Source organism: Pseudomonas sp. REP124 (genome assembly GCF_020164475.1).
In the GTDB taxonomy this organism is placed as follows: Bacteria; Pseudomonadota; Gammaproteobacteria; order Pseudomonadales; family Pseudomonadaceae; genus Aquipseudomonas.
Genome location: NZ_JAIQWX010000177.1, coordinates 1 through 11,448 on the forward strand (window position 1 = coordinate 1; position 11,448 = coordinate 11,448).

Here is an 11,448-nt window from a genome sequence, read left to right on the forward strand (position 1 = left end):
TCGCGAGCAAGCCCGCTCCCACAGTGGTTTTGTGTGAGGTGAAGAGCTGTTTACAGACCTACCACATCCTCAGCCTGCAACCCCTTCTGCCCTTCCACCACCGCGTATTCAACCTGCTGACCTTCAGTCAGCGAACGGTGGCCTTCGCCACGGATCGCGCGGTAGTGCACGAACACGTCCACCCCATCCGGACGCTGAATGAAGCCGTAGCCCTTGGCGTCGTTGAACCACTTCACGTTGCCGGTTTCACGTGTTGCCATCTGTTCATACTCCTTTTTTATTATTGATCGGGCTTTTCGCAGGAAAGCCTCGGGAACATCAGCCGCACATGCTGGCCCAATGCAGGCAGGCGACAGAGCGCCGAGTATATGACACGCGCAAAAACTCTCAACTAGAGTTTACTTCGACGCTTTTTGCCGATTTTCAGCGAATACGGCAAACTATCGGGCTCCCGAGCAAACGCTCGGTTTTTTTTCACTCAAGCAGATGCCGTATGACCCGTTCCCCGTTCCGCCGTCTTGTGTTTGGTACCCTGCGTCGACTGCTGTACCTCTGGGTTCGCTCGGAGACGATCAACCAGTCGTCGTTCACCCTCAACCTCGACCGCAGTCGTCCGGTGTTCTACGTCCTGCAAAACCCTTCGCTGACCGACCTCGCCGTGGTCGACACCGAATGCAGCAAGGCCGGCCTGCCGCGCCCGGTGCTGCCGGTATCGGTGGGTAACCTGCTGGAACCGGCAGCCTTCTTCTACCTGACCCCGGACCCGGACTGGCTCGGCCGCCAGGACAAACGCGGCGCGCCGCCAACACTGACCCGACTGGTCAGCGCCCTGAGCCAAAACGCCGCCGAAGACGCGCAGATCATTCCGGTCAGTGTGTTCTGGGGCCAGTCGCCGGACAGCGAATCGAGCCCGTGGAAACTGCTCTTCGCCGACAGCTGGGCCGTCACCGGCCGCCTGCGTCGCCTGCTGAGCATCATCGTGCTGGGGCGCAAGACCCGCGTGCAGTTCTCCGCGCCGATCCATCTGCGTGAGCTGATCAATCATGACAAGGGCCACGAACGTACCGTGCGCATGGCCCAGCGCATTCTGCGGGTGCATTTCCGCAACCTGAAAACCGCCGTGATCGGCCCGGACATTTCCCACCGTCGCAACCTGGTCAAAGGCCTGGTCAACCAGCCGATGGTGAAGCAGGCGATCCTCGATGAAGCCGAGCGCGAAAACATCTCCCCGGAAAAGGCCAAGGCCCAGGCCCTGCGCTACGGCAACGAGATCGCCTCGGACTACACCTACACCGCGATCCGTTTTCTGGAAGTGGTGCTGAGCTGGTTCTGGAACAAGATCTACGACGGCATCAAGCTCAACAACATCGAAGGCGTACAGAAAATCGCCCCAGGGCACGAAGTGATCTACGTGCCGTGCCACCGCAGCCACATCGACTATCTGCTGCTGTCCTATCTGCTGTTCCGCAACGGCCTGACCCCGCCGCACATCGCCGCCGGGATCAACCTGAACATGCCGGTGATCGGCGGCCTGCTGCGCCGTGGCGGCGCGTTTTTCATGCGCCGCACCTTCAAGGGCAACCCGCTCTACACCTCGGTATTCAACGAATACCTGCACACCCTGTTCACCAAGGGCTTCCCGGTGGAGTACTTCGTCGAAGGCGGCCGCTCGCGCACCGGGCGCATGCTGCAACCGAAGACCGGCATGCTGGCGATCACCCTGCGCAGCTTTTTGCGCTCCTCGCGGATGCCGATCGTGTTCGTGCCGGTGTACATCGGCTACGAACGCGTACTGGAAGGCCGCACTTACCTGGGCGAATTGCGCGGGGCGAGCAAGAAGAAAGAATCGATCTTCGATATTTTCAAGGTCATCGGCGCCCTCAAGCAGCGCTTTGGCCAGGTGGCGGTGAACTTCGGCGAGCCGATCAAGCTGGCGGAGTTCCTCGACAGCGAACAGCCGGACTGGCGCAAACAGGAACTCGGCCCGCAGTTCAAGCCGGCCTGGCTCAACGAAACCACCAACCGTCTTGGTGAGAAAGTCGCGCAGCATCTGAACGAAGCGGCGGCAATCAACCCGGTCAACCTGGTGGCGCTGGCACTGCTGTCCACCAGCCGCCTGGCCCTGGACGATCGAGCCATGGCCCGGGTGCTGGATCTGTATCTGGCATTGCTGCGCAAGGTGCCTTACTCGCCGCACACCACCCTGCCGGAAGGTGATGGCCGGGCGCTGATCGAGCATGTGAAGGACATGGATCTGCTCTCGGAACAGAGCGACGCTCTGGGCAAGATTCTGTATCTGGACGAGCAAAACGCCGTCCTGATGACCTACTACCGCAACAACGTGTTGCACATCTTCGCCCTGCCGGCGCTGCTCGCGAGCTTCTTCCAGAGTGCCTCGCGCATGAGCCGCGAACAGATCCTGCGCTACACCCGCGCGCTGTATCCGTACCTGCAATCGGAGCTGTTCATTCGCTGGTCGCTGGATGAGCTGGATGGCGTGATCGACCAATGGCTGGAAGCGTTCGTCGAGCAAGGCCTGCTGCGTTTCGAGAACGAGGTCTACCTGCGCCCGGCGCCAAGTTCGCGGCATTTCGTGCTGCTGACCCTGTTGTCCAAGAGCATCGCCCAGACCCTGCAGCGCTTCTACATGACCGTTTCCCTGCTGCTCAACAGCGGTCAGAACAGCATCAGCGCCGAAGAGCTGGAAGACCTGTGCACGGTCATGGCCCAGCGCCTGTCGATCCTGCACGGCCTGAACGCGCCGGAGTTCTTCGACAAGAGCCTGTTCCGCCATTTCATCCAGACGATGCTCGACCTCGAAGTGCTCAAGCGCGACGAGGCCGGCAAGCTGGGTTATCACGAACTGCTGGGCGAACTGGCAGAAGGCGCGGCCAAGCGGGTGTTGCCGGCGGAGATTCGTCTGTCGATCCGTCAGGTGGCGTTGCATCGCAGTGAAGATGCAGCGGAACTGATAACTCCGATCTAATGCGCTTGAATATTCGGGATTGATTCACTGGCTGAAGCAAGGATGCTTCTGACTCAAGCTATTCCCGCTTCCGTCCAGGTAGAAGGAATACACCTACATTTAAGCAGCAGGCATTGACCTTATTCTCGTCGCTCGTCATTCCCGACGATCAATTAAATAAGGATATTTTCATGTCTAGCGAAACCACATACACCATCGATGGCAAAGTGCATTACCTGGAAAGGATTGCGCTGCTGCCCAATTCGACCCTCACTGTCCGCCTGCAGGATGTCAGCCTCGCAGATGCGCCTGCCAAGGACCTTGCCGTTCAGGTCACGCCCAATGCAAACAGCGCCGGCCTGAACTTCAGCCTGACTTATATACAAGCCGATATCGTCAGCGGGCATACCTATACCATCAGCGCAAGCATCACCCAGGAAGACCGCTTGATCTTCACTACCACTCAACATCACGCCGTTGAGCTGGGTGTAAATTATCTGAAAGGGCAAGAAGTACTGGTTAACTTCGTCGGATAAACACCACGTACCCGACAAGCGAGTTTCGGTACCCGCCGTTATATATCGACTGGGATATTACGGTGAAATTCGCTAAGTTAACGTTGGCATCAAGTTCCCCTTGGTGCCAACGTCAAAGGTACGCCACATGAAAAAACTCTCTCTGCTTGGACTCGCCCTTTTGCTCGGCGCCTGCCAACACCCCACACCGGCGCCCAAAGCGTCCCTCGATGGCGAAGTCTTCTACCTGCAACGCATCGCCCTGCCGCCCACCGCGATCCTCAGCGTCAGCCTGCAGGACATTTCGCTCGCCGATGCCCCGGCCAAAGTCATCGACGAACAGCGTGGCCCGGTCAAAGGCCAGGTGCCGTTGCCGTTCCACTTGAGCTATGACCCGGCGAAGGTCGAAGCCAATCACCGCTACTCGATCAACGCTCGCATCGAAGTCGATGGCAAACTGCTGTTCATCACCACCGAGAACCACGCCGTGCGCCTGGACGGCAGCGATCCACAACCGGTGAAGGTCCGCGTTGACGCTGCCCGCTAAGCCTCTAATGAAATAAGTCTCTTTGAAAAAGGAAGTTGCCATGTTCCGCCCTACTCTCCGCTTTGCCGGCCTGTGCGCAGGTTTGATGATCAGTGTCAGCGCGATGGCGCTGTCACTCAGCGACCTGTCACAGAAAGACGCCACCGGCGGGCTCAAGGACGCCCTGACCCAGGGCGCGCAACTGGCCGTGAAACAACTGGGCACGCCGGGCGGTTTCAGCAACAACCCGGACGTGAAGATCGAACTGCCGGGCAAACTGGGCAAGGTCGCCAGCAAAATGAAGCAGTTCGGCATGGGTGATCAGGTCGATCAACTGGAAGCCAGCATGAACAAGGCCGCGGAAACCGCCGTGGTCCAGGCCCAGCCGATCCTCGTCGATGCCGTGAAGAAAATGACCGTCGAAGACGCCAAGGGCATCCTCAGCGGCGGCAACGACTCGGCCACCCAGTACCTGAACAAGACCAGCCGCGAACAGATCCGCGCCAAGTTCCTGCCGATCGTCAAGCAGGCCACCGACCAGGTCGGCCTGGCCAAGCAATACAACTCCTTCGCCGGCCAGGCCGCGACCATGGGCGTGATCGACGCCAAGAGCGCCAACGTCGAAAACTACGTCACCGAACAAGCCCTCAACGGCCTGTTCGAAATGATCGGCAAACAGGAAGAAACCATCCGCAAAGACCCTGCGGCCGCCGCGACCAGCCTGGCGAAGAAAGTGTTCGGAGCACTTTAACCTTCACCGCAAAGCCTTGTGGGAGCGGGCTTGCTCGCGAAAGCGGTGTGTCAGTCTCTGATGATGTTGACTGCCAGACCGCTTTCGCGAGCAAGCCCGCTCCCACAGGACATTAAACTGCCAAACCACCCCGCAGAAAGAACACCCACTCACGCCCCATCCTTCTCTTCTCGAACACATTCAAATCGACCAGCCCGTTCAAGGTCGTCGAAGCCGTGTTGTGAGAGCACCCCAGATGTTCCTTCACATTGCCTGCCGTAAACTCCTTGGCCATCCCGCTCTTGGCCACCTGAAATACGGCTCGCTGCCTCTCGGTCAGTCGGTGAAAAAAGCCCGATTCCATTAGCCAGCGATCAAAGTGATCGGCGTTCGCCAAACTTTTCCGATAAGCCGCGGTAAAACGGCCTACAGCCCGAAGCACCACCGAACACTGGAAATCGATGAAATAGGTCAGGTCCAGGTCATCCGACTCGGTGTTCAGGTATGAACGCCCGTACTTCACCGGTGCGCTGCGCAGCAAAACGCTGATCGCAATGTAGCGAAACGCCGAAAAATCATTCTTGAACATGAACCAATAGAACAACGCCCGCGCGACCCGGCCGTTGCCGTCGCGGAAGGGATGTTCGTAGCCCAACGCAAAATGCAGGGCGATGCCTTTGATCAACGGGTGGAGGTAGTCCTTTTGCTCAATGTCGCTGTGGGGCTGGTTGATCCATTTCGCCAATCCCTGCAACCGCTCCGTCAGCCCTTTTGCGGGAGGCGGCGTATATACGGTTTGCCCTTCGCCGTTCTGCACCACCACGTCATCGTTGCACCTGAAGATTCCCGGCGAGTAACGCGCATCATCGATACCCTCGACGCCCACCCGGTGCATGGCCAGGATCAGTCTGGCGCTCAAGGGTTCATGACGCTGTTCCCAGGCGAAGTTCATCATCTTGAAATTACCGATCACCATCCGCTCGTCCGGCGTGCGCGGCAGTCGTTTGCGCTTGAGCATGTCCTTGGCCACCTGCGTAGTCGTTGCCGCGCCCTCGAGCTGGCTGCTGCTGATGGCCTCGTCCTCGATCAGGTCGTTGAGCAGATAACTGAAGTGTGCGTGCTCGCCGATCTGACTGGTCATGAACTCCAGCGCCGCCGTGGTCGCTTGCCGGTCAACGGCCGAGATGGCCTTCTGTGCCAGCGGTGTGAGCACGAAGTTGCTCCACTGAGGTGGCTCACCCAGAGGCAGAAGGCTTGAGTACTGCGCAACCCGAGCCTTCTTCACCAGCGCCCAGCACAGATTCGAATCCAGCCCCGACGGCCAGCGGTAGCGCAGTTCGTGAAACGGTCGATAGCGGCCTTGATCATCCAGTGGCTTGAGCAGCGCAAGGTAATCGGCGAGACGTTCCTTGTGGGGAGACTGACCGAGCCGGTCGAACACCGGGTCGAGCCGGCCTTGCAGCCGGGGTGGTTTTTTCATGGGTGCTGCCTCGGTAGCCCTCAAAAATGGGGATCGAGTACAGCACCGTGATTACCACGCCTCAATATCAGACGTTTCCGAAGTTTATGTAGGAGCTGCCGCAGGCTGCGATCTTGATCGATCCCACGTGGATCACCCAAATACTGTGGGAGCGGGCTTGCTCGCGAAAGCGGTGTGTCAGTCTATGTTGATGTCGACTGAACCACCGCCTTCGCGAGCAAGCCCGCTCCCACAGTTTTGACCGCGTTCATCGGCCGGAATTTGGTCGACCCGCAGGCCGCCGAGGCAAAGTGTCAGACCGTCTCCTTGCGAACGCGGAACCACGCCGCGTACAGTGCCGGCAGGAACAGCAGCGTCAATGCCGTCGCGACGATCAGGCCGCCCATGATCGCCACGGCCATTGGCCCGAAGAACACGCTGCGTGATAGCGGGATCATGGCCAGGACGGCGGCGAGTGCGGTCAGGACGATCGGGCGGAAGCGGCGCACGGTGGCTTCGATGATGGCTTGCCAGGGCTTGAGGCCGGCGGCGATGTCCTGTTCGATCTGATCCACCAGGATCACCGAGTTACGCATGATCATCCCCGACAGGGCGATGGTGCCGAGCATCGCCACGAAACCGAACGGCTGGCGGAAGACCATCAGGAACAGGGTGACGCCGATCAGGCCCAACGGTGCCGTCAGGAACACCATCGCCGTGCGCGAGAAGCTGCGCAGTTGCAGCATCAGCAACGTCAGCACGACCACGATGAACATCGGCACACCGGCGTTGACCGACTTCTGACCACGCTCGGAATCTTCCACGGTGCCGCCCACATCCAGCAGGTAGCCGTCAGGCAATTCGGCGCGGATCGGGTCGAGGGTCGGCATGATCTGTTTCACCAGGGTCGCCGGTTGTTCCTTGCCGTAGATGTCGGCGCGAACCGTCACGTTGGGCAGGCGGTTGCGGTGCCAGATCACGCCTTCTTCAAAGCCGTATTCCAGGGTCGCGATCTGCGACAGAGCAACGCTACGACCGTTGTCGGTCGGCACCGACAGGCTTGGCAGCAACGACAGCTCGGTGCGCTCATGCACGGTGCCGCGCAGCAGGATCTCGATCAGCTCGTTGTCTTCGCGGTACTGGCTGACGCTGGAACCGGTCAGCGAGCTCTGCAGGAACTTCGAAAGGTTCGCCGTGCTCACGCCCAGCGCCCGCGCGCGGTCCTGATCGATGTTCAGGTAGACGACTTTGCTTGGCTCTTCCCAATCCAGATGGACGTTGGCTACGTGGGGGTTTTCACGGACCTTGGCCGCCACTTTGCGAGCCAGTGCACGGACTTCCTCGATGTGTTCCCCAGTCACCCGGAACTGGATCGGATAGCCCACGGGCGGACCGTTTTCCAGACGCGTGACCCGCGAACGCAGGGCCGGGAATTGCTCGTTCAAGGTGGTGATCAACCAGGTACGCAGGGTTTCGCGCTCCTCGATGGTTTTCGCCAACACCACAAACTGGGCAAAGCTCGCAGCCGGCAGTTGCTGATCCAGCGGCAGATAGAAACGCGGCGAACCGGTGCCCACATAGGCCACGTAGTTATCGATTCCGGCTTTGTCCTTGAGCATCGCTTCGAGACGCTTGACCTCTTCGGTGGTGTTGCTCAGCGAGGCGCCTTCGGCCAGCTTCAGGTCGACCATCAATTCCAGTCGACCCGACGCCGGGAAAAATTGCTGCGGTACAAAACGGAAAAGGGCTACAGAGGCGATGAACAGAATCACGGTCGCCACTATCACCGTCTTGCGTCGACGCACGCACCACTCCACCACGCGCCGCACTCGCTGATAAAACGGCGTGCCGTATGGATCGGGTTGATCAGGACCGTGTTTGGCTGCATGAATTTTCGCCAGATCCGGCAGGAGTTTTTCCCCCAGATACGGCACGAACACCACCGCCGCCACCCAGGACGCCAGCAGCGCGATGGTCACCACCTGGAAGATAGAACGGGTGTACTCGCCGGTGCCCGATTGCGCGGTGGCGATCGGCAGGAACCCGGCGGCGGTGATCAGCGTACCGGTGAGCATCGGGAACGCGGTGCTGGTCCAGGCATAACTGGCCGCCTTGATCCGATCGAAACCCTGCTCCATTTTGATCGCCATCATTTCCACGGCGATGATCGCGTCGTCCACCAGCAAGCCCAGCGCCAGCACCAGCGCGCCGAGGGAAATCTTGTGCAGACCGATGCCGAAGTAATACATGGTGGCGAAGGTCATCGCCAACACCAGCGGAATCGCCAGGGCGACCACCATGCCCGTGCGCACGCCGAGGGAGAAAAAGCTCACCAGCAAGACGATCGCCAGCGCTTCCACCAACACCTGGACGAACTCGCCGACCCCGGTTTTCACCGCCGCCGGTTGATCGGACACCTTGCGCAGCTGCATGCCCGCCGGCAGGTTTTTCTGGATGCGGGCGAACTCGACTTCCAGCGCCTTGCCCAGCACCAGAATGTCGCCGCCGTCTTTCATGGCCACCGCCAGACCGATAGCGTCTTCGGCCATGAAGCGCATGCGCGGCGCCGGTGGATCGTTGAAACCACGGCGCACATCGGCCACGTCAGAGATACGGAAGGTGCGATCCGCGACCCGGATCGGGAAGTTTTTTATCTCATCGACTGTCTGAAAATTCCCCGAAACCCGTAGCTGCAATCGCTCGCTACCCGTTTCAAAGAAGCCGGCGGTGGACACCGCATTCTGCTCTTCCAACGCCTGCTGCACCGCCGCCAGTGGCAAACCGAGAGTCGCGGCCTTGACGTTGGACAGTTCGATCCAGATCTTTTCGTCCTGCAAACCGAGCAGGTCGACCTTGCCCACGTCCTTGACCCGCTGCAGCTGGATCTGGATGCGGTCGGCGTAATCCTTGAGCACTGCGTAATCGAAACCGTCGCCGGTCAGCGCGTAGATGTTGCCGAAGGTGGTGCCGAATTCATCGTTGAAGAATGGGCCCTGAATACCCGGCGGCAGGGTGTGGCGAATGTCGCTGACTTTCTTGCGCACCTGATACCAGAGCTCCGGAATCTCCACCGAATGCATGGAGTCGCGGGCAATGAAGGTCACCTGGGATTCGCCGGGGCGGGAAAACGACACGATGCGCTCGTACTCACCGGTCTCCATCAGCTTCTTTTCAATGCGCTCGGTGACCTGGCGCGAGACTTCCTGCGCCGTGGCGCCCGGCCAGTTGGTGCGGATCACCATGGCCTTGAAGGTGAACGGCGGGTCTTCGCTCTGGCCCAGCTTGGTGTAGGAAAGTGCACCCACGATGGCCAGCAACAGCATCAGGAACAGTACGATCTGGCGATTACGCAACGCCCATTCGGAAAGATTGAAGCCCATCGGGGATTACTCCTTGTCCGCCAGATTGACCACGCGGTTGGAGCGATCCACCGGGCGCACCTGCTGCCCGTCGAGAAGCACATGGACGCCGGCGGCCACCACCCAGTCGCTGGCGTTGAGGCCTTCGAGCACCGGTACGGTTTTCTCGCCGAAGGCACCGACCCGCACCGGGGTCTTTTTCAGGGTGTTGTTGGCGCTGACGACCCAGACGTAGGTCACGCCGTTTTCGGCGGTCAATGCAGACAGCGGCACCGACAGCGGCACGGTCTCGGCATTCTGCACATAGACCCGGGCGCTCTGGCCCAGCTCGGCCGGGACCTTGCCGGCGTTGAAGGCGATGCGTGCGGCGAAGGTGCGGGATTTGGGATCGGCGGCAGGCGACAGTTCGCGGATGTGCCCGGCGAAACGCTGGCCCGGTTGCGTCCACAGTTCCACCGACACCGGCTGTCCGACCTTGAAACGACCGAAGCTCTGCTCCGGCAGGCTGATCGACACTTCGCGCTCGCCATCGGTGGCCAGGGTGAACACCGTCTGCCCCGCCGCGACTACTTGCCCGACTTCAACGGCGCGTTTGGCCACGACGCCATCCTGTGGCGCACGCAACACGGCATAACTGGCCTGGTTGGTCGAGACGTTGAATTCGGCTTTGATCTGCTTGAGACGAGCTTCGCCGGAACGGTAGAGGTTTTCCGCGTTGTCGTACTGCGAGCGGCTGACCATCTGACGATCCATCAGGGTCTTGTAGCGGTCACGTTCGGCGCGGACCATGTTCAGGTTGGCTTCGGCGGCAGCTACCTGGGCACGGGTGGCTTCCAGTTGCAGGCGCACGTCCTGGGGATCGAGTTCGGCCAGAGGTTGATCAGCCTTGACCCGTTGCCCCTCTTCTACCAGTCGTCGGCTGACTTTGCCGCCGATGCGAAATGCGAGGTCTGGCTCGTAACGAGCGCGAACTTCACCGGTGTAGCTCTCCGTCGCCTGCGCCGAAGGCTCTGGCTGGACCACCATGGCCGGGCGCACGCTGGTTTGCGGCGCCTCTTCGTGACCGCACGCAGCCAATAAAAAAGCCAGGCTGACTGGCAATGCGAGGGGCAAGACATAGCGGAACATGGTGAAGGACCTTTCGCTAATGGTGCTTTGAATAATTATACTGGCCAGTATGTTATTAATAGCAAACTCACCAGTCCAGTAATAAAAGCGCATATGCCGAATAACCCTTCAGTACCCAACGGCCCAGGCCGCCCCAAGGATCTGGCCAAGCGCCAGGCGATCCTCGACGCGGCGAAGACGCTGTTTCTCACCAAGGGATATGCCAACACCAGCATGGACGCTGTCGCCGCGGAAGCCGGCGTGTCGAAACTCACGGTCTACAGCCATTTCAATGACAAGGAGACGCTGTTCTCCGCCGCCGTGATGGCCAAGTGCGAAGAGCAGTTGCCGCCACTGGTTTTCGAGCTACCGGAAGGCGTGGCGGTGCAAACCGTGCTGCTGAACATCGCCCGCGGCTTTCATCACCTGATCAACAGCGATGAATCGGTGAACCTGCATCGCCTGATCATGGCCCTGGGCAGCCAGGACCCGAAGCTTTCGCTGATCTTCTTCGAAGCCGGCCCGCAGCGCATGTTGCAGGGCATGGAGCGGCTGTTGTGCAAGGTGGATCAGAGTGGCGAGTTGAGCATCGACAAGCCGAGGAATGCGGCGGAGCACTTCTTCTGCCTGCTCAAAGGCGCGGCGAATTTTCGGTTGTTGTTCGGCTGCGGCGAACCATTGACCGAAGAGGCGGCGGAGAGCCATGTGCGGGAGGTGGTGGAGTTGTTCATGCGGGCTTATCGGCCTTAGCCAGCCATTCGGACGTCTTCGCGGGCAAGCCTCGCTC

At 60.1% G+C, this 11,448-nt stretch carries 9 protein-coding genes; 5 read left to right on the top strand and 4 right to left on the bottom strand.

Translation table 11 applies throughout. The features are described 5' to 3' along the window. Positions 1–50: 50 nt before the first annotated feature. A complete protein-coding gene (locus K9857_RS26995; protein WP_175375137.1) occupies positions 51–260 on the bottom strand; it encodes a cold shock domain-containing protein in 210 nt (69 codons plus the stop codon). A 233-nt stretch (positions 261–493) separates the two neighbouring features. Between K9857_RS26995 and plsB the strand changes: the two genes are divergently transcribed. The 4 genes from plsB (at position 494) to K9857_RS27015 (ending at position 4,757) form a co-directional block, all read left to right on the top strand. Further along, positions 494–2,986 carry a glycerol-3-phosphate 1-O-acyltransferase PlsB gene (gene plsB, locus K9857_RS27000; protein WP_224541084.1) on the top strand — a complete coding sequence of 831 codons (2,493 nt, stop codon included), beginning with the start codon at positions 494–496 and terminating at the stop codon, positions 2,984–2,986. A 170-nt stretch (positions 2,987–3,156) separates the two neighbouring features. Beyond that, complete coding sequence (locus tag K9857_RS27005) at positions 3,157–3,501, top strand: YbaY family lipoprotein (RefSeq protein WP_224541086.1); 345 nt, start codon at positions 3,157–3,159, stop codon at positions 3,499–3,501. 127 nt (positions 3,502–3,628) lie between these two features. Next, positions 3,629–4,027, top strand: a complete 399-nt coding sequence (locus K9857_RS27010) for a YbaY family lipoprotein (protein WP_224541089.1) — start codon at positions 3,629–3,631, stop codon at positions 4,025–4,027. A gap of 40 nt (positions 4,028–4,067) precedes the next feature. Next, positions 4,068–4,757 (top strand): DUF4197 domain-containing protein, encoded by a 690-nt coding sequence (locus K9857_RS27015; RefSeq protein WP_224541091.1) that lies wholly within the window; start codon positions 4,068–4,070, stop codon positions 4,755–4,757. Between the two features lie 112 nt (positions 4,758–4,869). Here the strand turns inward: K9857_RS27015 and K9857_RS27025 are convergent, their stop codons facing one another. The 3 genes from K9857_RS27025 to K9857_RS27035 form a co-directional block, all read right to left on the bottom strand. Beyond that, entirely contained in the window at positions 4,870–6,216 is a 1,347-nt protein-coding gene (locus K9857_RS27025) for a Fic family protein (RefSeq protein WP_224541093.1), read from the bottom strand. Positions 6,217–6,509: 293 nt separating this feature from the next. Then, on the bottom strand, positions 6,510–9,575 hold the full coding sequence (locus K9857_RS27030; RefSeq protein WP_224541096.1) for an efflux RND transporter permease subunit: 3,066 nt from the start codon (positions 9,573–9,575) through the stop codon (positions 6,510–6,512). A 6-nt stretch (positions 9,576–9,581) separates the two neighbouring features. Next, positions 9,582–10,682 (bottom strand): efflux RND transporter periplasmic adaptor subunit, encoded by a 1,101-nt coding sequence (locus K9857_RS27035; RefSeq protein ID WP_224541098.1) that lies wholly within the window; start codon positions 10,680–10,682, stop codon positions 9,582–9,584. A 93-nt stretch (positions 10,683–10,775) separates the two neighbouring features. On the opposite strand from K9857_RS27035, the gene K9857_RS27040 reads away from it, so the two are divergent. Next, a complete protein-coding gene (locus tag K9857_RS27040) occupies positions 10,776–11,411 on the top strand; it encodes a TetR/AcrR family transcriptional regulator (RefSeq protein WP_224541099.1) in 636 nt (211 codons plus the stop codon). Positions 11,412–11,448 lie beyond the last annotated feature (37 nt).

Excerpts from the sequence above, each read along its gene's own strand:
- K9857_RS27015 (WP_224541091.1), top strand. The coding sequence starts at position 4,068 with ATGTTCCGCCCTACTCTCCGCTTTGCCGGCCTGTGCGCAGGTTTGATG.
- K9857_RS26995 (WP_175375137.1), bottom strand. The coding sequence starts at position 260 with ATGGCAACACGTGAAACCGGCAACGTGAAGTGGTTCAACGACGCCAAG.
- K9857_RS27025 (WP_224541093.1), bottom strand. The coding sequence starts at position 6,216 with ATGAAAAAACCACCCCGGCTGCAAGGCCGGCTCGACCCGGTGTTCGAC.
- K9857_RS27005 (WP_224541086.1), top strand. The coding sequence starts at position 3,157 with ATGTCTAGCGAAACCACATACACCATCGATGGCAAAGTGCATTACCTG.
- K9857_RS27035 (WP_224541098.1), bottom strand. The coding sequence starts at position 10,682 with ATGTTCCGCTATGTCTTGCCCCTCGCATTGCCAGTCAGCCTGGCTTTT.
- K9857_RS27010 (WP_224541089.1), top strand. The coding sequence starts at position 3,629 with ATGAAAAAACTCTCTCTGCTTGGACTCGCCCTTTTGCTCGGCGCCTGC.
- K9857_RS27030 (WP_224541096.1), bottom strand. The coding sequence starts at position 9,575 with ATGGGCTTCAATCTTTCCGAATGGGCGTTGCGTAATCGCCAGATCGTA.
- plsB (WP_224541084.1), top strand. The coding sequence starts at position 494 with ATGACCCGTTCCCCGTTCCGCCGTCTTGTGTTTGGTACCCTGCGTCGA.
- K9857_RS27040 (WP_224541099.1), top strand. The coding sequence starts at position 10,776 with ATGCCGAATAACCCTTCAGTACCCAACGGCCCAGGCCGCCCCAAGGAT.